Annotated in this window: 22 protein-coding genes and 1 other RNA gene; 13 read left to right on the forward strand and 10 right to left on the reverse strand. The window is 63.1% G+C overall.

The genetic code is table 11. The features are described from left to right. The first annotated feature begins 107 nt into the window (after positions 1–107). From F7R90_RS00930 to F7R90_RS00940, 3 genes are read left to right on the forward strand one after another with little or no spacing between them, the layout of a single operon-like run. Positions 108–1,121, forward strand: a complete 1,014-nt coding sequence (locus tag F7R90_RS00930) for an ABC transporter permease (RefSeq protein ID WP_158055417.1) — start codon at positions 108–110, stop codon at positions 1,119–1,121. Between the two features lie 28 nt (positions 1,122–1,149). Beyond that, on the forward strand, positions 1,150–2,115 hold the full coding sequence (locus F7R90_RS00935; RefSeq protein ID WP_158055418.1) for an ABC transporter permease: 966 nt from the start codon (positions 1,150–1,152) through the stop codon (positions 2,113–2,115). Then, on the forward strand, positions 2,115–2,501 hold the full coding sequence (locus F7R90_RS00940; protein WP_192498368.1) for a DUF7268 family protein: 387 nt from the start codon (positions 2,115–2,117) through the stop codon (positions 2,499–2,501). The genes F7R90_RS00935 and F7R90_RS00940 overlap by 1 nt, the downstream gene beginning before the upstream one ends. A 4-nt stretch (positions 2,502–2,505) precedes the next feature. On the opposite strand, the gene F7R90_RS00945 is transcribed toward F7R90_RS00940, so the two are convergent. Both F7R90_RS00945 and F7R90_RS00950 read right to left on the reverse strand, forming a co-directional pair. Next, positions 2,506–3,141: a dienelactone hydrolase family protein gene (locus tag F7R90_RS00945; RefSeq protein WP_158055419.1), complete on the reverse strand. Its 636-nt coding sequence runs from the start codon at positions 3,139–3,141 to the stop codon at positions 2,506–2,508. 327 nt (positions 3,142–3,468) lie between these two features. Continuing rightward, a complete protein-coding gene (locus tag F7R90_RS00950; RefSeq protein WP_158055420.1) occupies positions 3,469–4,761 on the reverse strand; it encodes a dihydroorotase in 1,293 nt (430 codons plus the stop codon). Between the two features lie 147 nt (positions 4,762–4,908). On the opposite strand from F7R90_RS00950, the gene F7R90_RS22640 reads away from it, so the two are divergent. Continuing rightward, positions 4,909–5,043, forward strand: coding sequence for a hypothetical protein (locus tag F7R90_RS22640; protein ID WP_267905100.1), 135 nt, complete (start codon positions 4,909–4,911; stop codon positions 5,041–5,043). 215 nt (positions 5,044–5,258) lie between these two features. Here the strand turns inward: F7R90_RS22640 and F7R90_RS00955 are convergent, their stop codons facing one another. Next, positions 5,259–5,945, reverse strand: coding sequence for a lipoate--protein ligase family protein (locus F7R90_RS00955; RefSeq protein WP_158055421.1), 687 nt, complete (start codon positions 5,943–5,945; stop codon positions 5,259–5,261). 55 nt (positions 5,946–6,000) lie between these two features. Here F7R90_RS00955 and F7R90_RS00960 point away from each other — a divergent pair, with 55 nt between their 5' ends. Continuing rightward, a complete protein-coding gene (locus F7R90_RS00960) occupies positions 6,001–6,873 on the forward strand; it encodes a hypothetical protein (RefSeq protein ID WP_158055422.1) in 873 nt (290 codons plus the stop codon). Here F7R90_RS00960 and F7R90_RS00965 read toward each other — a convergent pair. Both F7R90_RS00965 and F7R90_RS00970 read right to left on the reverse strand, forming a co-directional pair. Then, the gene (locus tag F7R90_RS00965) at positions 6,870–7,337 is read right to left on the reverse strand and encodes a DUF4385 domain-containing protein (protein WP_158055423.1); all 468 of its coding nucleotides are present in this window, start codon (positions 7,335–7,337) and stop codon (positions 6,870–6,872) included. The two genes, F7R90_RS00960 and F7R90_RS00965, sit on opposite strands and share 4 nt — an antisense overlap. 476 nt (positions 7,338–7,813) lie before the next feature. Next, positions 7,814–8,386 carry a cysteine hydrolase family protein gene (locus F7R90_RS00970; protein WP_158055424.1) on the reverse strand — a complete coding sequence of 191 codons (573 nt, stop codon included), beginning with the start codon at positions 8,384–8,386 and terminating at the stop codon, positions 7,814–7,816. Between the two features lie 94 nt (positions 8,387–8,480). Here F7R90_RS00970 and F7R90_RS00975 point away from each other — a divergent pair, with 94 nt between their 5' ends. Both F7R90_RS00975 and F7R90_RS00980 read left to right on the forward strand, forming a co-directional pair. After that, positions 8,481–9,971 carry an Hvo_1808 family surface protein gene (locus tag F7R90_RS00975; protein ID WP_158055425.1) on the forward strand — a complete coding sequence of 497 codons (1,491 nt, stop codon included), beginning with the start codon at positions 8,481–8,483 and terminating at the stop codon, positions 9,969–9,971. Positions 9,972–10,084: 113 nt separating this feature from the next. After that, positions 10,085–11,230 carry a nicotinate phosphoribosyltransferase gene (locus F7R90_RS00980; protein WP_158055426.1) on the forward strand — a complete coding sequence of 382 codons (1,146 nt, stop codon included), beginning with the start codon at positions 10,085–10,087 and terminating at the stop codon, positions 11,228–11,230. A 21-nt stretch (positions 11,231–11,251) separates the two neighbouring features. Here the strand turns inward: F7R90_RS00980 and F7R90_RS00985 are convergent, their stop codons facing one another. Further along, positions 11,252–11,854: a TIGR00296 family protein gene (locus F7R90_RS00985; protein ID WP_158055427.1), complete on the reverse strand. Its 603-nt coding sequence runs from the start codon at positions 11,852–11,854 to the stop codon at positions 11,252–11,254. A 152-nt stretch (positions 11,855–12,006) separates the two neighbouring features. Between F7R90_RS00985 and rnpB the strand changes: the two genes are divergently transcribed. The 5 genes from rnpB to F7R90_RS01010 all read left to right on the forward strand — a co-directional run bounded on the left by rnpB (position 12,007) and on the right by F7R90_RS01010 (position 18,501). Then, positions 12,007–12,478: RNase P RNA component (gene rnpB, locus F7R90_RS00990), an RNA gene on the forward strand. 359 nt (positions 12,479–12,837) lie between these two features. Beyond that, entirely contained in the window at positions 12,838–15,435 is a 2,598-nt protein-coding gene (locus F7R90_RS00995; RefSeq protein WP_225741226.1) for a heavy metal translocating P-type ATPase, read from the forward strand. A gap of 240 nt (positions 15,436–15,675) precedes the next feature. Further along, positions 15,676–16,596: a cation diffusion facilitator family transporter gene (locus tag F7R90_RS01000; protein ID WP_158055428.1), complete on the forward strand. Its 921-nt coding sequence runs from the start codon at positions 15,676–15,678 to the stop codon at positions 16,594–16,596. 27 nt (positions 16,597–16,623) lie between these two features. Further along, positions 16,624–17,661, forward strand: coding sequence for a matrixin family metalloprotease (locus F7R90_RS01005; protein WP_225741227.1), 1,038 nt, complete (start codon positions 16,624–16,626; stop codon positions 17,659–17,661). Between the two features lie 39 nt (positions 17,662–17,700). Then, positions 17,701–18,501 (forward strand): class I SAM-dependent methyltransferase, encoded by an 801-nt coding sequence (locus F7R90_RS01010; protein WP_192498369.1) that lies wholly within the window; start codon positions 17,701–17,703, stop codon positions 18,499–18,501. Positions 18,502–18,504: 3 nt separating this feature from the next. Here the strand turns inward: F7R90_RS01010 and F7R90_RS21965 are convergent, their stop codons facing one another. From F7R90_RS21965 to F7R90_RS01020, 4 genes are all read right to left on the reverse strand, one after another. After that, the gene (locus F7R90_RS21965) at positions 18,505–18,681 is read right to left on the reverse strand and encodes a hypothetical protein (protein WP_192498370.1); all 177 of its coding nucleotides are present in this window, start codon (positions 18,679–18,681) and stop codon (positions 18,505–18,507) included. A 50-nt stretch (positions 18,682–18,731) separates the two neighbouring features. After that, a complete protein-coding gene (locus F7R90_RS21970) occupies positions 18,732–18,872 on the reverse strand; it encodes a hypothetical protein (protein ID WP_192498371.1) in 141 nt (46 codons plus the stop codon). Between the two features lie 382 nt (positions 18,873–19,254). Then, positions 19,255–19,824 carry a hypothetical protein gene (locus F7R90_RS01015; RefSeq protein ID WP_158055429.1) on the reverse strand — a complete coding sequence of 190 codons (570 nt, stop codon included), beginning with the start codon at positions 19,822–19,824 and terminating at the stop codon, positions 19,255–19,257. Between the two features lie 86 nt (positions 19,825–19,910). Next, positions 19,911–21,008, reverse strand: coding sequence for an aminopeptidase (locus F7R90_RS01020; protein WP_158055430.1), 1,098 nt, complete (start codon positions 21,006–21,008; stop codon positions 19,911–19,913). Between the two features lie 264 nt (positions 21,009–21,272). Between F7R90_RS01020 and F7R90_RS01025 the strand changes: the two genes are divergently transcribed. After that, positions 21,273–22,970 carry an aldehyde ferredoxin oxidoreductase C-terminal domain-containing protein gene (locus F7R90_RS01025; protein ID WP_158055431.1) on the forward strand — a complete coding sequence of 566 codons (1,698 nt, stop codon included), beginning with the start codon at positions 21,273–21,275 and terminating at the stop codon, positions 22,968–22,970. The last annotated feature ends 148 nt before the right edge of the window (positions 22,971–23,118 follow it).

Genomic DNA, 23,118 nt, shown 5'->3' on the forward strand with positions numbered 1-23,118 from the left:
TCGGCCGAAAATCGAACTGCAACCGAACGAAAATCGAAGGCCGCTACGGGGTGACGGCACCGCAGTTGCGAGCCTTTTTTCACCCCTCGCGTTTTTTCTCCGAGTGAATGATTTCCAAGCGGTTCGTTATCAAACGACTCTTGCTGCTCGTCCCGGTGCTGTTCGGGGTGGCGACGTTCGTCTTCGCCATCCTGCACCTCGCACCGGGCGACCCCGCACGGGTCATCGCGGGCCAGCGAGCATCCGAGCAGTTCGTCCAGCAGATTCGGGTGGAGCTTGGCTTGAACGACCCGATTTGGGTCCAGTACGGCCGGTTCTTGCTGGAGACGGTGCAACTCGAACTCGGGAAGTCCTACCAGATTCAGAAGGGCGTCCCGGTCACGGAAGTGCTTCGCTACAAACTCCCCGTCACCATCGAGATGGCGCTGTACGGCCAGTTCCTCGGTATCCTCTTCGGGATTCCGCTTGGACTGCTCGGCGCTATCAAACAGGACTCGCTGTCCGACCACCTCACTCGCGTCGGCGCGCTGACCGGCATCAGCGTCCCTATCTACTGGAGCGGCCCGCTCGTCATTCTGCTGTTCGCGCAGGTGTTCAACGTGCTTCCGGCCAGTGGCCGCATCGCGACCACCTTCGACATCCAGCCGATTACTGGCGTCATCACCATCGACACGCTCATCCGTGGTAACTTCGCGGCGTTCCAGTCGGCGGCGGCCCACCTGCTGTTGCCGTCGATGGTCATCGGCATCTACTCGATGGCGCTCATCTCCCGGATGATGCGTTCCTCGATGCTCGAAGTCATCCGGCAAGACTACATCCGGACCGCTCGCGCGAAGGGCCAAGGCGCGCGCATCACGATGATGAAACACGGGTTCCGGAACGCGCTCATCCCCGTCGTGACCGTCATCGGTATCCAGTTTGGCACCCTGCTCGGCGGTGCCGTCCTCACCGAGACAGTGTTTGGCATCGCGGGCATCGGCACCCTACTGGTGAGTGCGATTCAGGTCGGTGACTACCCGGTCGTGCAAGGCACCGTCCTGATGTTCGCGTTCCTGTTCACGCTCGTGAACCTCGGCGTGGACATCACCTACTCGTACCTCGACCCACGGATCGACCAATGATTAGTACACTCTCACAGGAGCGATTACAATGAGTACCGAAACCGAAGTCAGTGGCGAGGACGTTGAGTCGCGCGGACTCATCGAGCAGATCCGTGCGTCCCCGTTCCTCTCGGAACTGTTCTCGAACCGTCTCGCCGTCGCCGGGATGACTATCATCGCCCTGATGGTCATCGTCGCGCTCTACGCGCGACTGTTCATCGACTTGAGCGCGGTGACGACGAGCCAAATCGGGACGAACCCGAATCTCGCGCCGCCGAGTTGGTGGGGCCAGAAGCAGACCCAACTCGTCACCGACTACGGGACGTTCGCGTTCCCCTTCGGCACGGACATCCAGTCGCGTGACATCTTCGACCGCGTCCTCTACGGCACGTGGCTGGCGATGAAGTACGGCACCATCACGGTCGGTGCATCGACCATTCTGGGCGTCGGTCTCGGTATCCTTGCGGCGTACTACGGCGACATCACGGACAACGTCATCATGCGCACGATGGACGTGCTGTTGGCGTTCCCGAGTCTCCTGCTCGCGCTGGCGCTCGTCGCTATCTTCGGCACGGGTCTCTGGAAGGTCGTCATCGCGCTGACGCTCGTCTACACGCCGCGGTTCGCCCGCGTCGTCCGTGGCGCGGCGCTGAAAGTGCTGGAAGACGAGTACATCGAGGCGACGCAGGCGCTCGGTGCGAAGGACCCGCGCGTGCTGGTTCGCCACATCTTGCCGAACTGCCTCGCGCCGATTACGGTCCAATCGACGCTGAACTTCGGGCTGGCCATCATCGACCTCGCGGCGCTCTCGTTCCTCGGCTTCGGTGCGGAGGCCGGGACGCCCTCGTGGGGCCTGATGCTCGCCAACGGCGTCAATCAGGGACTGCTCACCGGCGACTGGTGGTGGTCGTTCTTCCCCGGACTCGCCATCGCCATCACCGTCCTCGGGTTCAATTTGCTCGGTGACGGGATGCGGGACGCCTTGGACCCGCGGATGCGCGAAACGGTCGATTGATGGGCGCGTCAGACGAGACGAACTCCCCGGACGACCGACGCGCGGTCCTCCGCGAGCGCGCCCGAACGACGGGGCGCGCGACGCTCCTCGGAGCTGTTCTCGGCGTCGTCGGCGTCGCAGTGTTGGTCGCGACCGGCGAGACGCTGTTGTTCGCCAGCGAGAAAGTGTTCGCCGTCGGCGCGCTAATACTCGGCTTTGCTGTACTGGGCTGGTCCGGGTCTATCTTCGCGGGGCGGGGCATAGAGAACGCACAGGAGTACCTCGACACGAGTTCGAACTGGTCGGAGGCCGCCTCTCGCCGCGCGATGGTCGTCCTCACTGGCCTCGGCGCGGGCGTGATGGTCGGGTCGATTGGAGCGACAGTCGTGTTAGACGCGGTGGTGTAACGATTCAGTTTGCTTCGAGGTGTTCCTCGAACCAGTCCGCGGCGGCGTCCGCGACCTCGGCCAACTTTCCCGGTTCTTCGAACAGGTGCGACGCGCCTTCGACGACGGTCAACTCCTTCTCGCAGGTCAGTCGCTCGTACTCCCGCTGGTTGAGTGACAGTACCGCGGTGTCTTTCGACCCGACGAGAAACAGCGTCGGCGCGTTCACGTTCGGAATCGCGTCGTGTGCCAAATCGACGCGTCCGCCGCGCGAGACGACGGCGTCCACGTCGTCGCGTCTGGCCGCCGCTCGAAGTGCGGCGGCCGCGCCGGTACTCGACCCGAAGTAGCCGAGGTGCAACTGCTCCGTCTCAGACTGCTCGCGGAGCCAATCCGTAGCGGCGAGCAGACGCTCGACCAGCAGGTCGATGTCGAATCGTGTCTCGTACGTTCGGTCCTCCGTCTCGGTCAGTAGGTCGAACAACAGCGTCCCCACGCCTCGCTCGCGGATTCGCTCGGCGACGAAGTTGTTGCGCGGACTGAACCGCGAACTGCCGCTTCCGTGTGCGAAGGCGACGACGCCGCTCGCGTTCTCCGGAACGACGAGTTCGCCAGCAAGCGTGACGCTATCAGTTGGTATCTCGGCTTCGTGGTCCCCCATGCCAGTAGCCACGCCGTCGGTACGCAAAGTAGTACTGTCGGCCGAATAGGGGACGCCTGACAGGAGTCATCTGGCACTGGCGGCGTCCCTGCGATGGTTGCCAAATACGGACGAGTACCCGTAGTGTTTGCAGACGGTACGACAGTCGGCGGCGGTGCGCCGACGAATATCTCTTGGACGGATGGGGACATAACTGCCGCTTTCGGCGCAATATTCTCACAAAGTCTGGGTAAAGGTGTTCATATGCATTCTGAGTGGCGGAAAAGGTTGAATATCGACTCGAAACGAGCGCCGTCGTCGCCGAAGATGCGACGTTTGTCAACTGCCCTACGTGCGAACGTTCCTCCCCTCGGTGTCGCCGAACTCGCCTTGCCCGGCGTCCGACTCGCGCGCGTCGTACACCACGTTGCCGCGCACCATCGTCAGTTCGGGGAACACGCCGGTCATTCCCTCGAACGGCGTCCACTCGCACTTCGAGTGGAGGTCTTCCCCGCGAATCTCGCGGGTCGCGTCGGGGTCCACCAGCACGAGGTCGGCCATCAGTCCCTGTTCGACCTTCCCGCGGCGGGTCAACCCGAAGATGTCTGCTGGGTTCGCCGCCGTCAAGTCACGCACTCGCTCGTAGCTCAGGTTCTCTTTTCGGGCTTGCTCCAACAGGAGCGGGAGTGCGGTTTCGACTCCCGGGACGCCGCTCGGCGCGTCCCAGATGTTCGCGTCTTTCTCTTCGCGCGTGTGGGGGGCGTGGTCGGTGGCGACGATGTCTACCGTGCCGTCGGCGACGCGCTCGAAGAGCTTCTTGCGCCGCTTCTCCGAACGTAGCGGTGGGTTCATCCGACCGAACGGACCCAACCGACTGTAGTCGTCGCGCGAGAGGAAGATGTGGTGGGGCGTTACCTCACAGGTAGCGTCGCCCGCTTTCGCCGCATCGACGCCCTCGGGCGTGCTGGTGTGAGCGACGTGAATCCGGGCGTTCTCTTCCTCGCCGATTTCGACCGCACGCTCGACTGCTGCTTCCTCCGCCTCGGCGGTTCGGTACGCACTCCACGCGTCCGGGTCGTCGCGTGCTCTCGCCTCTCTGTCGAACAGGTCGGCTTCCTCTGCGTGAACGGTGACGACTCGATAGTTGTCGCTGGCGGCCTGTACGGCCTCGCGGAAGAGGTCTTCCTCGATGCCCATGTCGCCAGTCGAATCTGCTAAGAAGACCTCCCCGAGCGCGAGCGTCGGCCTGTCGAACAGTTCCTCGGGGTCCCAGTCGGCCGTGACGCCGCCGTTGATGCCGTAATCGACGTACGACTCCGCGGCGAGTTCGGCCTTCTGGTCGAAGCTCTCGCCGTCGATGGTCGGCGGGTCCGTGTTCGGTTGGTCTACGACGGTCGTCACGCCGCCTGCGGCGGCGGACTTGCTCCCCGTCTCCCACGTCTCCTTGTGCGAGAAGCCGGGTTCGCGGAAGTGGACGTGGGCGTCTATCATCCCCGGGAGGAGCAACTTCCCGCTGGCGTCGATGACCTCGCCGGACTCGGTGAGCGAGGAGCCGATTCCGGTGATTCGCCCCGCGTCGGTGTCGATGCGAACGTCTCGCTCCCGGCCGTCGGCGAGCGTCGCGTTTCGAATCGTGAGCATTTGTTGGATTTTGGAGCGGGGAGCGTCCTAAGCCTCCCGGTTCGCTACGTCGTCTGGAATTTGGGACGCGTCCGAATCGGGGACGAAACGACCGCGGTCGTCTGATTCCGGAGAAAGTATTTATAGAAATAAAACGAAAATCGTCCTATGAGCAACGACCACGTGACGAAGCCGAACGCGAGCGCGTTCGACGAGATGCATCTCGTCTGGAAGCTGTTCTGGGTCGCGTTCGGCGGGTTCTTCGTTCTCTTCTGGAGTGCCGTGTTCCTCGGCGCGCTGTAGGGTCGTCCGTTACTCGACTTTTGGACGGGAGTCACATCGAACTGAAAACCGACAGCCAGAACGCGAGGAGAAACACGACGAGCAGTACCGCGCCGACCTTGACTAGCCACGGGACGACCGCCCACTCCACGTCCATCGCGTCGGTATCTGGTCGCGGATCTACGTCCGTAGTGCCGACGAAGGAGATGCTCGGAAAATTCTTTGTGCGTAGTTGACTATTCGTTTCGCTCGACGTCCACGACTTCCGTCCCTTTCTCACCGACCAGCAACTCCTCGACGGTTTCGACGACCTCGTCGGGGTCGTCCTTTCCACCCGCCTTGGCGATGCTTCCGACAGAGTTAGTCTCGAAGGGTACGCCGAGCGCAGCGTAGACGGGGTCCAGCACCTCTGCTATCTCTTCGTGGTCGCGAACGACGACCACGCCCGAGACCAGCGCGGCGTTCTTCCTGACTCGTTGGGCAACCCCGACGAGCTTCCCGTCGTGGTGGAGCGAGTAGTCGCCCGGACAGAAACTCCCCTCCGGCTCGCCCCGCTGTGCTGGCACGCCGAGCCTCCAGAGCGCGCGTTGGAGGGCGGTCGTCACCTTGTCGTAGCGTTCGTCCATCCCGACGCGCATGTCCTCCAAGTACGTCGAGTGAGCGAACGCGACGGTGGTGCCGGTGTAGGCGACCGCTCGCCCGCCGACGGAGCGTTCGACCGGTTCGAACCCGGCCGAGCTAGCGACGCTCGCGGCGGCGTCGTACTGCTCCTCACGAGCGTCTCTGCGGCCGAACGCCAGTTGTCTGTGGGGTCGCCAGACCCGCACTGCGTCGTCGCCGCTCTCGGCGGTTCGTTCGAGCATCTCGGCGACCAGTTCGCGGTCGGCGTCGATGGTCGCCGCCCGTCCGCGGAGTACGCGCATACGAGACCACTCGTAGTCGGAGTACCTAAACGCTCCCGTCTCCGAGAGCCACTCGATGGTCGTCGTTTCCGAGGACGTGCTGGCGCAGTTTCCACGATTCTCGCTGTACAACTCGCCGTACGCCGCCCACGAGGCTGGGTGTGCGATAGATTTGTACCCACAGAATGATGCTTCTCCCTCGCCCCGTGCGACCGCCGCGCCCAGTCCCGTCGCGGGCGAGGTAGTCGCGACGAGGACGGTTTCCGCGCCTTCCCAGCCCTACGCGGTCGAACACGACCACTTGATAGTCGTCGATACCGGCGACTACCTCGCGCGAATCTTGCACGTCGAGCCAACGGTCGAACCGGGCGACGAAGTGGCCTTCGGCGACTCGCTCGGCGAGATGGTCCGCTCGGGGTTCTTCGCGCCATGGGTGGACAACCACCTGCATCTGGGCTTCCGTGAACTGGACGCGAACCCCTACCGGGCCTCAGGGTCGCTCCCGGTGGAAGTCGGCGTGGAGGTCGAGGCAGTCGCGTGGGACGGCACCGGAACCGTGGTCGAGACAGGCGACACATACGCGATGTTGGACTCGCCCGAACATCCCGCGCCCGGTGAACGATTCGTAGGCATTTCGGCGGGTCGGGGCGGCGTCGTCCTTGACGGCGGTCTGCCTCACTACGAGGGCGGCGGTGCGCTTCCGGCGGTTGGGAGAAGCGAGAGCGAAACTGTCTCGCTTGCGGGCCAGCGCGTCGGTGTTTCGAATTCGGATGGCGACGGCCGCACCGTCGCGTGGGACGACCTGACCGTGCTGGCGAACGGCGAGAAGATAACGGGCATCTCGCTGTGTTGTTCGTCGGGTCCGTTCGGTGCGAAATTGGTCTGTCCGGACGTGGAGTTCGAGGTGGGTGAGGAGGTTTCGGTGGGTATCGAGCGCGTACACGACTAGTCGGTTCGCTCGCGGTGGTCGGCCTTCATTTGCTGATACTGCTCGTCTTCGCGGACCCGATTCAGTGCTTCTTCGAAGACGAGGGCAATTTCGCGCTTCTCCTCGTCGGCCCACTCTTGCGGTTCGCGTTCGGTCTTCTCGTCGCCGCTCTTTTCGTACTTCTGCCCGCCGGGATACTTCGCGTAGCGCATCGCCCGAGTGTAGCCCATCTGAAGATACTTGCGAGCCATGTCCATCCCCACGAAGTCGTCGTCTTCTTTGTAGCTCTGGTACTGGTCGTAGATTTTCTCGGCGGAGTCTTCGGCTTCGTCGAGGTTCTTGATGGTCCAGTTCGGGAGCAGTTCGCTCTTGTACGGTTGGACTTTGAAGACACCCTGTTCGCCGCGGCCGATGTAGTAGGCCTCGGGGTGTTCCCGGAAATCGAGGTCGTATTCTGGGTCCCCGGATTCTGTGTCGTCGCTCACTGTTCTGTGTGTCGGGTTCAAATCAGGTGATTCGTTCGGCTACTGCGCGACGTTGTGGTTCTGTGATTGTGAACGACTGGGTGGTGACTACGAACGAGCTAGCTACTCCCGACACGACGCCGTGCAAACCCAGCAGACGGGCTGATTCGCTTCGCTCACCAGCCCTGACGCAGTCCCCACGCCTCCCCGGAAACGGCTCCGCCGTTTCCGCATCCTGTGGTCGATGACGCAACGCACGACACAGAACCCAGTTTAACCACCTCATAACGCGCATTTTCGCGGGCACTAATCCGCGCGGCTGCTCGGCGGCCGCGCTCCTGTGGAATGGCAGGGAGCGGGTGACGCGAGAAGTGACCGACCGAAGGGAGGGAACGACGAGCGAGGGCGCGGCTTTGCACCGGCAATAGCTTGCGTTGCGGTCCTGCCAGTTCTCGTCGTGATTTCACTCGTAGCAACCGTTCCAATCTCCCCAACTCCTACTCGAACTCGATGTCGCCCTTCTTCACGAGTTCCCCGAAGAGCCAATCGGCGTGTTCGACGGCGTACTCTCGGTGTTCTTCCTCGATGTGGCCGATGGCGTCTTCCACCAGAACGGGCCTAAAGTCCCGCAGTCCGGCGCTCCCCGCAGTGTGGAGCACGCAGACGTTCGCCAGCGTGCCACAGATGAGCAGGTCCTTGAGTCCGTGGGCGTCGAGATACCCCTCCAAGTTCGTCTGGTAGAAGGCATCGTAGGTGTACTTCTCGACGACGTGGTCGTCCTCGCGCACGTCGAGTTCCTCCACGAACTCGGCTTCCCACGACCCCTCCACGACGTGTTCGCCCCAGCGGTCGAACTCGTCGTAGTAGTGCTTGTCCTCGAACTGTTCGGGCGGGTGCATATCTTGGGTGTAGACGATGGACGCGCCAGCATCGCGGGCCATCGAGACGACTTCCGTCACGTCCGCGATAGCGTCCTCGCTGGCGGGTGCGTGCAGACTCCCGTCCGGATGACAGAAGCCGTTCTGCATGTCTACGACGACGACTGCGGTCGCTTTCGGGTCGAAGTTCATAGTCGGGCGTACGGCCGTTTCGCTGAAACCTGTTCCGTCGCGTATCACCTCCCTTGCAAGAGGTTTTTGTCGCTGTAGTCCCACTTTTGAGTGAATGCGCACAGGCATCGCAGTCGCGGTCGTACTGATGCTCGTCGTCGCGGGCTGTTCGCAGGCCCCCGGCGCGGGTACCTCGACCGCAGGTACGAATACGACAGCACCGACGACTGGTGAGACGCCCGGCGAGAAACCGGTCGTGAAGCCCGACAACCCAGAAACCGACGTTCTCGGCTGGGAAGGCGGTATCTGGTACAACGAGACGATAGCGGTCAATCCGAACGACGGACTCAACGAGACCGAACTGAACAAGACCGTCAAGCGCTCGATGGCACGCGTCGAGCGCGTCCGCGGCCTGGAGTTCGAGTCACAGGTTCCGGTCGAAATCATGACCCGCGAAGAGTTCCGCAAGAGCCAGAACGACCGTTCGACGCCGCCCAAACGGAAGCTCTTCGACAACGTCAAGTTCGAGGCGTTGATGATGATCAACGAATCGACCGACTCCATCGCGGTGCAGAACTCTAACTCCGGGTCGTCGGTCGGTGGCTTCTACAGTCCCTCCGAGAAGCGAATTGTCGTCATCTCCGAGAACGCTTCGACGCCACAGCTAGACGAGATTACGCTCTCTCAAGAGCTGTTCCACGCGCTACAGGACCAGAAGTTCAACCTCTCGAAGTTCAACCAATCGACGCGCGAACTGCACAACGCCAAGGACGGCGTCATCGAGGGCGACGGCAACCTCGTGGACTACCTCTACGAGAAACGCTGTAAGAACCAGTGGAGCGGCGACTGTCTGACGCCCGAATCGAGTTCGGGCGGTGGCGGCGGTCTCGCCAATATCGGTCCGTACCTCCTGAAGTTCCAACCGTACAGCGACGGCCCGCCGTTCGTGCGCGGCGTCCAACGCCGCGGTGGTTGGGAGGCAGTCAACGAGCTTTACCAGAACCCACCGGCGAGCACCGAACAGGTCATCCACCCACAGAAGTACCCCGACGACACGCCGACTGAGTTCACCGTCGGCGACAAGACGAGCGGCGACTGGGAGCGTCTGCGGCCGAAGGGACGCCCGAGTTTCGCCAGCGTCGGCGAAGCGGGCATCTTCTCGATGTTCATGTACCCCGCCTACGAGAGCGGCGGACAGACCCAAATCGTCTCCGCCTCCGAGTTCATCAACCGGAACGCCTCGACCGGCGATATGGCGGAGTTCGACCCGCTGAACTACAACAGTTCGTACTCCGACGGCTGGGACGGTGACAGACTCGTCGTCTACACCAGCGAGAGCGCCGCGAAGAACGAGACGGGCTACGTCTGGCAGTCCAAGTGGGACTCCAAACAAGACGCCAACGAGTTCGTCGAGGGCTACACGAAACTGCTCCAGTATCGCGACGCCGAGAAGGTAGACGGCCGCGCGAACACGTGGGTCGTCGAGGGCAACGGGTTCGCCGACGCCTTCTACGTCACACAGCAGGGCAACACGGTGACCATCGTCAACGCGCCGACCGTCGAAGACCTCTCGAAGGTCCGGCAAGGCGCGGCCCCCAAGCAGTAACGAAACGGACTCGTCCGAAGCGGTAGCGGGACCTTTTTCGCTCCGGCGCGGGTACTCCCGCGCATGAACGCCGTTTGGAGGCAGGTTGCGAGCGCGACTCGGAGGCGAGGACAGTGACCGACCGGTTCGACGTCGTGTCCGAGGAGTCCATTCGCGACGGCACTGCCACCGACGCCTACTTTCTGCGCACCGAAGAGACTTTGGATGCGGCCGACCGCAACCCACGCGTCGTCGCCGAAGTTACCCGCGACCAGTTCCCGACCGGCGAGTTCGACCTGTTCGCGGGCGTCAAAGACGCCGCCCACCTGCTCGAAGGACTCCCCATCGACGTAGACGCCATGCGCGAGGGACAACTGTTCGACGGCGGTCCCGTGATGCGAATCGAGGGCGACTACCTCGACTTCGCGCGGTACGAGACCTCCCTGCTCGGCTTTCTCTCACACGCCAGCGGTATCGGGACTGCCGCGCTCGAAACGCGGCGGGCCGCCCCCAACTCGAACGTCCTCAGTTTCGGCGCGCGACACGTCCACCCCGCGATGGCCCCGATGGTCGAGCGCGGCGCGCTCGTCGCTGGACTCGACGGCTTCTCACACGTCGCCGCGGGCGAGATTCTGGGCAAAGAAGCCAGCGGCACGATGCCTCACGCGCTCGTCATCGCTTTCGGCGACCAAGAGACGGCGTGGACAGCCTTCGACGACGCGGTCGATTCTGACGTGCCGCGTATCGCTATCTGTGACACCTACTCCGACGAGAAAGACGAGAGTCTGCGCGCCGCCGAGGCGCTCGGCGACGCGCTCGACGGTGTCCGACTCGACACGACGAGTTCGCGCCGTGGCGATTTCAGACACATCGTCAGGGAGGTTCGCTGGGAACTCGACGCGCGCGGGCGAGAAGACGTGGACCTCTTCGTCAGTGGCGGTCTCGGTCCGGCCGACCTGCGAGAACTCCGCGACGTGGCCGACGGCTTCGGCGTCGGTGGCTACGTGAGCAACGCGAATCCGCTGGACTTCGCGCTCGACATCGTGACTGTAGACGGCGAACTGGTGGCGAAGCGTGGGAAACTCTCGGGTGAAAAGGCAGTGTTCCGGACGCCCGACGGCGGGCATCACGTCGGACTGGCGGACAGAGCGAATCCCGACGGTGGCGAGACACTACTGAAGCCACTCGTGCGGGACGGCACGCTCGTCCGTGAGTTCGACATCGACGAGGCCGCAAAACGCGCTCGTGAGGACGCCAACGTGGTCGGCTTCCGCGACTAGCGTCTGCGAAGTGCGACTCGATTAGATGTTCTCGATGCTGCCTTCCGGTTCGCGCTCGCGGAAGACCTGACCGTCGAACAGCGTCACCATCACGTCGTCGTCTTCCCACGCGCCGCGGGGAAGTCCAGCTTTCCGGCAGGTGCGGTCCAAGTACTCGAAGACGCTCCAGTTGTTCTCGCAGGGGAGCGTCGGGTACATCCACGCCTGATTGCCACGGCCTTCGACGGCGACGCCGTGTTTTCCGAGTTTGATCTCCTCTGCGGGGTCTGTACTCAGATGCGTGTCTTCGACGATGCAGACCGAAATCTTGAGGTTCGGTAGCTCCGGTGGTTCGACTTCCGAGCCACAGGAGTTGTCGCTGGCGGCGCTGATGGCCGAATCGACTATCTGGTGGCCGAGTTGGTCGGTACCTTCGTACGCTCCGTCGCAGCCTCGAAGTTGGCCCCGCCCTCGCGTGGAGCAGAGGCGAACGAAGACGCCCGTTCGGTTGTAGAACGCCTCACGCATGCTCCCCGGCTGTTCGCGTTGGCCGTTGATTACGTAGGATTCCACGGATTCTCGTGCGAGTTCCACAGCGCGCGTGCCATCCTGATAAGAGAGAGTTACTGCCTGAGCCTGTGCCATACGTAACACCTTATGGCCGGAACACTCTTCAAGTCTTCCCTTCATATCTTAAATCGGTAAGGTGGCAATACTTTTCATACGGGAGTGCTTACCACGGGGTAAGCACCCCTTGTACCGAACTTCTTAAACGCAGGCAGTGGCTACGTTGGGACGGCAGAGGGAGCCGAGTTCCCGCGAGACGTGTCGCCGACGGCGACACACACGTGAGGAAAGTCCCCCCACCGTTCGGGCAGGCGACCGGACGCAAGCCCGGAGTGGGAGACCACTGGCTCTGGAACAGAAACGAGACCACTCGGCCCGACCGATGAGGCACGCGAACCCCGACCGAGCAAAGGAACGGGAAGTTAACCTGCCGAGGGCGCGTTCCAGCGTAGCTGGAACGTTACAGTGAACCGGTGTAACCGGTGAACGGGTTCTGCCGAAGGCAGAACCGCAAGGCCGAGAATGGATGGAACGGCGAATCCCCGCCGGTGCAAGTCCGCACTACGCGGCCCTTCGGGCCGCACAGGTAGCCCGAACACACCGCCGAGGCAACTCGGCGAGCTTCCGGACGCAGTCCGGAAACAGGTGCGGACGCTCAGCCGAATACTCGGACGAACAGAAGGGGGCTTACTCCCCTCAGCCACTTGTCGTACTATCCAAGAGTGACGACTAGCACTGCGAGGGCGGCGAACAGTTCCGCGGCGAGCACGGAGACAGCGGCACTGAGCTTGAGCGTTTGCATTGGAACTCATCTATCCCTTGGACGGCTTCCCAAATAAGTCGGCGCGACGGTTGTGTTCGATTTTTCGTTCCGCACCGTTCGTAATGGAATGAATTGGCGTGAACGGTATTCAAACCGCGTAAACGGTCCAATAATCTCACCCAAAACGTGTCTCGTAGAGCGGTTAATAATCGCTTAGCACTAAGTTATCAATAATAGCTACTCAGAACCGGTTTTCTGACAGCAGGGTTAATAACTGCTCGACGGCTAGCGTTAGTCAATGACTGCAGACGATATGCGGACGGTTCGACTCTCTGTCCCCGACATGGACTGTCCGTCCTGTGCTGGCAAGGTTACCTCCAGCGTCGAGCGGTTGGACGGCGTCGGCGACATCGACGCCGTCGCGACCACGGGGACCCTAACCGTCTCCTACGACGCCACCCAGACTGACTCGGAGTCGGTTCGGAAGCGCGTCGAGGCGGCCGGATACGCCATCGAATCCGACACTCGTACCGAGCGGTTCGGCGTTCCCGAGATGGACTGCCCCTCGTGTGCTGGCAAAGTCGAATCGGCGCTCGACCTCGCAGGCGTCGAGGAACTCGACACGCGACCGACGACTGGCGAAGTCGTCGTCACCTACGACCCCGAGGCGACGGACCGCGACTCGCTCGTGGGCGCAATCGAATCTGCGGGCTACGAAGTCACCGGGACCACCACGGACGAAGGTGGTCCCGACGTAGCCGAGGCGAGCGAGGTCTGGACGAGCACGCGCGCGTTGAAGACATGGACCGGCGGTATCTTCCTCGTCGTCGGTCTCGTCCTCGAATTTCTCCTCACGAGTGCGAACTCGCTACTCTTCTCTGCGGTCGGTCGGGAGTTCCACCTCGCGGGCGTCCTCTTCCTGCTGGCCTCCGCGGTCGCTGGACAGGAAGTCCTGCGAAACGGCTACTACTCGGTGAAGAATCTCAACCTCGACATCGACCTGCTGATGGGTACTGGCATCGTCAGTGCCGTCGCCGTCGGTCTCTACTTCGAAGCGGCGTCGCTCGCCGTACTCTTCAGCGTCGCCGAACTCTTAGAGCGGTTCTCGATGGACCGCGCCCGCGAGTCGGTGCGCGCGCTGATGGACCTCTCGCCGGACACGGCGACTGTCAGACGAAGTGGAAGCGAAGAGACTGTCCCCGTCGAAGAGGTCGCAGTCGGTGAGACCGTCCTCGTCCGACCGGGCGAGAAGATTCCCGTGGACGGGACGGTTACGGAGGGCGACAGCGCGGTCAACCAAGCGCCCATCACGGGCGAGTCGGTGCCGGTCGAGAAGTCCGCTGGTTCGGAAGTGTTCGCGGGCACGGTCAACGAGGAGGGCTACCTCGAAGTCGAATCGACCGCGGAGGCAGACGAGACGACGCTCTCTCAAATCGTCGAATCGGTCGGTGACGCGGGCCGCGAACGCACCGACCGCGAGCAGTTCATCGAACGCTTCGCCAGTTACTACACGCCCGTAGTCGTGGTCGGCGCGCTCCTCACGGCGTTCGTGCCGCCACTCCTGCTCGGCGCGCAGTTCGAGACGTGGTTCGTGCGCGGGCTAACTCTGCTCGTGGTCGCGTGTCCCTGCGCGTTCGTCATCTCGACGCCCGTCTCCGTGGTGTCTGGGGTTACGAGCGCGGCGCGCAACGGCGTGCTGGTCAAGAGCGGTCCGAATTTAGAGTCGATGGGCGCAGTCGAAGCAGTGGCGTTCGACAAGACTGGTACCTTGACGAAGGGCGAACTGGCAGTCACCGACGCCGTACCACTCAACGGCAACGACGAGTCGGACCTACTCCGGTGTGCCCACGACCTCGAACACCGGAGCGAACACCCCATCGCGGCAGCGATAGTCGAGCGAGCGCACGAGGCAGGGGTGGCGCACGAACACGAGGAAGTTGACGAGGGTTCCGACCACAGCCACGAAGACGAAGCCGACAGTTGCGGATGCGACGACGGATGCGGCGACGAGAAGCGTGTCGAAGACCACCACGACGAAGCCGACGACCGAACCGTCGAGAACTTCGAGAGTCTGACCGGCAAAGGAGTCCGGGCCGACATCGACGGCGTGACCCACTACGCGGGCAAGCCCTCGCTGTTCGCTGAACTGGGCTTCGACTTGGAACACGTCCACCTGAGTACTGACGGTGGGATAGTGACTGAAGTGGAAGACGCCACCGAAAGTCGCTGTCACGGACGCGACGACTGTCTCGACCTGCTGGCCGACGTGGTGCCGCGGTTCCAGCGCGAGGGCAAGACGGTCGTCCTCGTCGGCACGGAAGACGAAATCGAAGGCGCGCTCGCAGTCGCTGACGAAGTCCGCCCAGAAGCGAAGAAGGCCGTCTCCCGCCTCCAGTCGCGGGGCGTCGAAGTCGCCATGCTGACCGGCGACAACGAGCGAACCGCGAACGCAATCGCCGAACAGGTCGGAATCGAGGAGGTTCGCGCGGAACTCATGCCAGAGGACAAAGCCGAGGCCGTCGGCGAGTTGACCGACGAGTACGGCACGGTGGCGATGGTCGGCGACGGCGTCAACGACGCTCCGGCACTGGCCGCCGCGACAGTCGGCGTGGCGATGGGTGCGGCCGGAACCGACGCCGCCATCGAGACGGCCGACGTGGCACTGCTCGGCGACGACCTGCTGAAGATGCCGTACCTCCACCGACTGTCGCGGAAAGCGAACGACGTCATCCGCCAGAACATCTACGCGAGTTTGGCGGTGAAGGCAGTGCTTGCGGTGGGTGCGCCCCTCGGTCTGGTGCCAGTGTTCGCCGCGATTCTCGTCGGCGACATGGGCATGAGTCTCTCGGTGACGGGCAACGCGATGCGACTAGCGAGGGTCGAGCCTGAGCGTTGAATGTAGTCGGCCGTACTTTCAGCACGTTTTGAGTCGATTGGGCAGTGTGGCCGTCGCGGTGCTGTACGATTTCGCGTTGTGACGGCGATAGCTAGCTTCGACTCGGCAAGCTTCCCAACTACGGTTTCCGCTCGACAGCAGACACCTCCAAACCCACAAATTCACCAAACCACTTCACGTACCTCCCGAAGCACGAGACCTACCAAACGTACCCAAACGAATACTAGACATCCCCTAACGATGGCACACGACCACGAACACGACCACGGCGACCACACAGAGACCCCGCTGCGAGCGCTTACCATCGCGCTCGCAATCAACACCGTCTTCCTCGTGGTCGAGTTCGTCGGCGCGCTCTACGCAGACTCGCTCACACTGCTGGCAGACGCGGTCCACATGCTGACCGACAGCGCGAGTCTCGGCCTCGCCCTGCTGGCGGCGTGGGTCGCCACCCGGCCCGCCGACGCCAAGCGGACCTACGGCTACCAGCGTGCAGAGGTGCTGGGGGCGTTTCTCAACGGCATCTTCCTTCTCGCTACCGTGGCGTACATCCTCTACGACGCAATTCAACGGTTTCAGGACCCGCGAGCGGTCCGGCCACTCGTCGTCGTGGTCGTCGGCGTCCTCGGACTCGTGGCCAATCTCGCGGCGGCGTGGGTCTTGCGGGGTGACAGAGAACTGCTCAACGTCGAGGGTGCCTTCCTGCACTTACTCGCGGATGCACTCGGGAGCGTGGCCGCCATCGTGGTCGGCGTCGCGCTCTACTACACCGACATCCTCGTGTTGGACCCTCTCTTTGCAGTTCTCGTCGCGGGACTCGTCCTCTACTCTGCCAAAGACTTGCTCGCCGACAGCCTCAACATCCTTCTCCAAGGTACCCCGAGCGACGTCGCCATCGGCGAGGTGACGCGCTACCTCGGGAACTTAGAGGGCGTCGTCGAGGTCCACGACGTACACGTCTGGGCACTCGATTCGACCCAGACTGCGCTCTCGGCGCACGTCGTGGTCGCGGACGGCACCGACCCCGACGCGGTTTTGTCGCACTGCCGTCAGGAGTTGGCTCGGAAGTTCGACATCGACCACGCGACGATACAAGTCGAATCGCCGGAGTTCTCCCACGTCGCTGACTTCGACTGTTATGAATTTGGGGGCAAACATTGATACGTTCGAACGTTGTCGAATGAACTGATGTGGCGTCCAGTTCTCGTCGTCGTTCTCGTCGTCCTCGCGGGGTGTGGAGCCTACGCACCCGGCGTCTCCGATACGACCACGTCTGCGGGTTCGCAGGCCGACCAGCAGGCGATGTCGGAGTCGCAGGAATCTGGCCCCCGTGCGAACCCGTGGGGCGAGACGACGCTCACGGTCGGAATCAACAACACCGCCAACGAGTCGCGGGACTTCCGGCCGCTCGTCCGGGACGCGTTGGCCTACTGGTCGAACAACAGCGAGCAGTACGCCGGGTACGCGATCAACTACGAGTTCGCACCCAACGCCACGAATCCTGACCTCGTAATTCACTTCGTCGAGGGCATCGGCGAATGTGCGAACGTCTCCGAACCGGCCGGATGTGCACCGTACGTCACGAAAGCCGGTCAGGTCTCGCGGCCCATCTCCGTCCGAATCGTCGATAGCTACTCCGACAACTCGACGCGACTCATCCTCAAACACGAACTCGGCCACACACTGGGGCTGAACCACTCTGCCAAGCCCCAGACTGTCATGTCCCACACGTCGCAGTTGACGACGCTTCCCCAACGCAACGCGACGGAGCGCCGACTCCCGTGGGCCGACTCGAACTTTACGGTGTATCTCGACGCCGCGAACGTCTCTGACTCCGAGCAGGCGCGCGAGCAGGTCCGGCACGCACTCGACTACTACTCGGACGGTGCGAACGGCACCGTCCCGACGAACGTCTCCTACGAGTTCACCGACAACCGAACCACGGCCGACGTGATAATCGAGTTCAGCGAACGTCTTCCCTGCCGAGACGCCGGTAGCGGCTCCTGTGGCCGAGTGCGCGGCATCGACCCTGACGGCGACGGCGCGCTCGAACGCTACGACAAACTCTACGTCACGATGAGCGACATCGACACCGACGCCGCGGGCTGGCACGTCGGCTACTGGCTCGGCTACGGGTTCGGCTTCGAAGAAGAGGGAGAGTGGCCAGCGCCGTTCGAGGACGCCTCCTACAGCGACCGGCGGAGCGAGTGGTGGACCGATAGCTGACGGTTTTTGTCTCGTCGGTCGCTACGAACGTCCGAGAGTATGTCCTCCAAAGAGTCAACCCCCTTCGAGAGCGCCGAGGAGTACTACGCCGAGCACCGACCCGACTACGCCGACGAAATTTTCGATTACCTCCAGCGTAGATTCGACCTGAACGAGTCGGCCCGCGTCCTCGACTTGGGTTGTGGGGCCGGGCAACTCACGATTCCACTCGCGGCACGTGCGGGCGAAGTCGTCGGAATGGACCCGAACGAGGAGATGCTTCGACAGGCCCGAGAACGCGTCTCGGCGGCCGATTCGGCTAGTGAGGACGACATCAGGTGGGTTGCTGGGTCCGACGTCGACCTCCACGACGAGATGGGTCCGTTCCGACTCACGACGATGGGCCGGGCGTTCCACTGGATGGACCAGGAATCGACGCTCGAACAGCTACGGCGAATCACCGAATCTGGGGGCGGCGTTGCACTCGTCACGGATTCGGAGTGGCTCACGAAGGGGACCGAAGACTGGCAGTCGGAGGTCTACGACCTCGTCGCCGAGTATTTGGACGACGTACCCGAGCGAACCGGGCCAGCCGAGTACGACGACCCGTGGGACGAACTGTTAGAGACGTTCGAATTCGAGGACGTGGAGCATCGGCAGTTCGCCTTCGCACGCGAGTGGACCATCGACGGCGTCGTCGGTTACGTCTTCTCGCTGTCGTTCTGCTCGCCAGCGACGTTCGGCGACGACGTCGAGGCGTTCGAGGCGGCACTTCGCTCGCGTCTACACGAACTGGACGCACTCGACGCAGCGTCGTTCAGGCAGACCGGGAACGTAGACGTGATTTCTGGGCGCGCGTAGCTTTCAGAAACTGGTCTCGTCCAGCGCGAACTCGAACAGTCCGACTACGACGAGCGCGCCCGCCAAGACTGCACTCTCGACGGTTCCGTACTGGAACGGATAGACGCTGAGCGCGAGGAAACAGCCTGCGCCGACCAGTGCGACACCGCCGGTCAGGAGGCGTTTCTCGGAGGTCTCCATACGCTCTACGAGAGCCTCGTTTCGGATAAAAATACGCACGCTCGTCTGAATCAGCAGGGCGACACGCTGTCGCCGCTGACTCGCTCGGCACCATCGACGCTGACGAGATACGTCGCGTTCGACGCCGCGTCCGCATGGATGTCTCCCGTCGAGTAGGAGTACGGATACTGGACTTCGACGCGGACTGCCACGGCAGTCCTGCTTCCACCGTCGTCTCCTTGCTCGCAGTCGTCGGCGAAGTGCCCCAGTTTTCGAGGCAGGACGCGTTCTTCAGGTACTTCTTGAGGTAGCCTTTTTCGGCTTCGAGTGCGCGCTCTTCGGCCTCGGCGTCCGACATTTCCGAAGGTGCGAGGGTCGAGGTCTGGTTGCTGGTCTGGTCAGTCGTCGGCCGTGTGGTGGTCTGGGTGCCTCCTGTGTCGTCGTCCGACGAACCACCGAGGCAGCCAGCGGTTCCGAGTCCGACGCCGACGCCACAGCAACGAAGTAGCGCTCTGCGGGACCGATTGGAGGACATCACGTGGCACTGCCCCATCTGCCGGTAAGTGTTTTCTGCTCACCGAGAGCAACTTGCGCTCACTCGCGGTAGACTGGGTCCGATTCGACGCTGGCCCCTGCGGTCGCTCCGGCGGCCAGTGCGCCCTCCGCGACGAACAGTCCCCACCCGAGCAACGCGACCGCGACGCCGATAGCCGCGTCGTAGCGTGCTGCGAACTCCGTCGGGAGGCCGACGGTCGCCACGACGTAGTTGACCGGCCAGAGCGCGCCCCGCGGGGCGGCAGGCTGGAACGACCACCAGACCGCGACCGCGAACGTCGCACCACCGAAGACGCCAGCGAGCAGTCCGTGGCCCACGCGCCGACGCCACCCGCCACTAGCGAGGCGCGCCGCGACGTGGCCGCCGAGCAGGCCTGCACACGCGACTACCGAGAACACGGGCCAGCGAGCGTACGGCGGGAGCGGCAGGGTCGCGCCGAGCATTGCCGCCGTCGCATCGACGGCAGTGCCAGCTACGACTGCCCGCCAATCGAGCATGCTAGCTACGCAGAGTTCGAGAAAGTTGAACTCGCCGGTCGGACAGAACTCGACTGCTCGGCGTTCTAAGTCGTCTTCTGTACCGATCTTCTGTCCCGCTCGTCGTTCCACTCCTCGCTCGCTTTACTCACTGCGGTCACCGTCCTTGAAAAACGTCGATGAAAAAGACCGCTCGCTCACTTCGTTCGCTCGCGGAACTACTCCTCGAAGCCGTCCTCCCACCGGAACGTGCCGTCACGTTGGACGACCTCCCCGTCGATTTCCATCCACGAATTCTCGCTCATATCGGTGATCATATCGACGTGGACGGCCGACTGGTTGCCCTCCTCGCCTTCCGGCAGACAGGACCCGTACGCGCGGCCGACCGCGAGGTGAACCGTGTCGCCCATCTTCTCGTCGAAGAGGATGCTGTCGGTGAAGCGGTCGATGCCGCGGTTCATGCCGATGCCCAACTCGCCGAGTCGTCGCGCGCCCTCGTCGGTCGTGAGGACGTCTTCGAGCGCCTGCTCGCCCGTCTCTGCCGACCAGTCGGTGACTTCGCCGTCCTCGAAGGTGAGGTGAACGCCCTGAATCCGCACGCCGTCGTGAGTCATCGGCACGTCGAAGTACACCTCGCCCTCGGGGTTCGCCGGCGCGGTGAACACCTCTCCGCTCGGCAGGTTGTGGCTGCCGTAGGCTACCGAAGCCGCGCTGTTGATCGCACTGCGGCCCTCGATGGACATCGTGAGGTCCGTGTCCTCCTTGACGAGTCGAACTTCGCTTCCCTCGTCCAGCAGGTCTTTCATGTTCGCCATCTCGTCGGCGAGTTCCTCCCAGTCGCGCAGGATAGCCTCGTAGACGAAGTCCTTGTACTGCTCGTAGCCCATCCCGGCCTGCTGGGCGTGGGCGCGCGTGGGGTGCAGGGTCGATACCCAGTCGGTCGCGAGTCGCGCGGCCCGAGCCTCTTGGCGGGATTTCTTGTACGCCGCGCGCTTGTCGCCCGGTGCGGCGGCCTCCGCGGCGGTGTTGCACTGTCCGCGCAGCGAGAGGACGCTGTCGGCGCGTTCGAGCATCGCCAACTCGAACTCGGGGTCGGCTTCGAAGTCGCCGTCGTGGCCTCGGATGTACGCCGCTTCGACTTCCTTGGAGGGATACGTCGGGAGGACGTTGGCTCCGCGCTCGCCCAACTTCTCGGCGACTGCGACCGCGAGGTCGTGCGCGCCGTCGTCTACTCGCAGTACTACGTCGTCGCCCGCCTTGATGCGGGCGCTCCAATCGACCAGCACCTCGGCATGCCGGTGAATACGTTCGTCCATTGGGTTGAGTGAGGGGGTTTGGTTTGATAACGACGGTGATTTCGTGAGAGTCGGAGTTGTTTCGTGATGTGGGTGACTTCGTTCGGTGTCTCGTGGCTCGGTCTGCAGTTGTTGCACGGATTTCTGCGTCGTGAAGCTAACTACTGGCCATACAAACGAGAGACCGCACAGCACCGCGCCAGCGCGCGCCGCCCTTAATTTCGCCTCGCGGTATCCCACCCCAAACTACACAATTTTATCTTCTGAACCTCCAAACGACCATCTATGATTCACGCCGAAGGTCCGCTACTCACAATCGACGTGGGCGAGCGCGAAGCGTCCACGACAGACATCGACGACGTACTCGCCGACTTTATCGGGGGGCGCGGGGTCGCCACGAAGTTGGCACACGACCGCATTCCCTTCGATGCCGCCCCGCTCGGGGCCGACAACAGCCTCTTCTTCTCTACCGGGCCGCTCCAGCACTCTCAGACCAGTTTCACCGGCCGGATGAACTGCACCGGTCTCTCCCCCCTCACAGGAGGACTGCTCTCCTCGAACGCGGGCGGGTTCCTCTCGCGCAATTTCACTGGGACTGGCTACGCCGCCGTCGAGGTGACGGGCCAGAGCGAGGAGTTGCTGGCGATTCACGTCACTGACGAGGGCGTCGAGTTCGAGGAAGTCCCAGGACTCGAACAAGCCACCGTGTCAGAGACTGGCGACGCTATGGAGGAACGCCACGGTTTCGGCGAGGACCAACTCGTCGTCGCAGGCCCGGCAGGCGAGAACGCAATCCGGTTCGCGTCCATCATGACCACCGAGAGCAGGGCGTTCGGCCGCGGCGGACTCGGCGCAGTGTTGGGCACGAAGGGCGTCAAGTGCATCTCCTTCGAGGGCGACTCCGAGAGAGCGGTCGAACTCGACCTCGGGTCGGTCGGCACCGACCTCCACCGGGACGCCGCGACTGCGACGGACAACCCCATGAAGGAGGCCGGAACGACCAGCGTCACGGAGTACGCCAACATGGTCGGCGCGCTCCCGACGCGCTACTTCTCCGAACTCGAATTCGAGGGCGCGGCCGACATCGGCGGCGACGCCGTGAGCGAGAAGAAGTACCAGAAAGGGACCTGCTCGCAGTGTGCGTTCGCCTGCAAACTCCCGACCCGAGACGAGGAGACCGGCCTCGAAACCGAAGGCCCGGAGTACGAGACGGTAATGGCGTTCGGGTCGAACGCGGGCGTGGACGACGTGGTGTCGGTGATGAAGTCCAACGACCTCTGCGACAAACTCGGCATGGACACGATTTCCTGCGGTGACGTGGTCTCGGCCTACCTCGCCGCCAACGACGAGTTCGGCAACGACGAGTTGATTCACGAGTTGGTCGAGAAGATAGCGTACAGAGAAGACGAGGGGGACCTGCTCGCGGAAGGCGTCGCGCGCTGTCACGACGAACTCGGCGTCGAGAACTGGACCGTGAAGGGACTGGAATTCTCGGCCCACGACGGTCGGCACCTGAACGGGCAGGGTCTGGCGTTCGCCACCGCGAACCGCGGTGCGGACCACATGTATGCCGAATTCTACTCGAAGGAGTACCCACTCGTCCCGAAGGAGGAGGCGCTTGACCCCGAGGGGTTGGAGGGCAAACCGCCGCTCGTCGCGGAGAAAGAGAACCACAGCGCGGTGCTGGACAGCGGCGTCGTCTGTAAGTTCTCCCGGAGCTTCATGACTGAGGAACGATTGGAAGGACTACTCGACGCCGACTACGAGGCGTTGCAGGAAATGGGCGCGAAGGTCGTCGAGTTAGAGCGCCACTTCAACAACCAGCGGGGCTTCGACCGCGAGGACGACACCCTGCCGTACGACCTGCCTGAGTTCGAATCTGCGCTCTCGGAGTACTACGACGTTCGGGGCTGGAACGACGACGGGACGGTGCCGGAGGGGAGCGTTGCGGGTGGTTCTGGCGCGGCGAGCGCGGACGACTGACAACCTTTTGCTGCGCTCAGTTGCCAGAAGCCGAAGGCTTCTGGCTGCTTCGCTGTCTTCGCGCGGTGTTGCCGCGCGAATGGTCCGAGGGACGGAGTCCCTCGCTAGCAAAACGTTGATGAAAAGCACCGGAAGACAAACAGCGTCT

This window comes from Halorussus halophilus, from assembly GCF_008831545.1.
Lineage (GTDB): Archaea > Halobacteriota > Halobacteria > Halobacteriales > Haladaptataceae > Halorussus > Halorussus halophilus.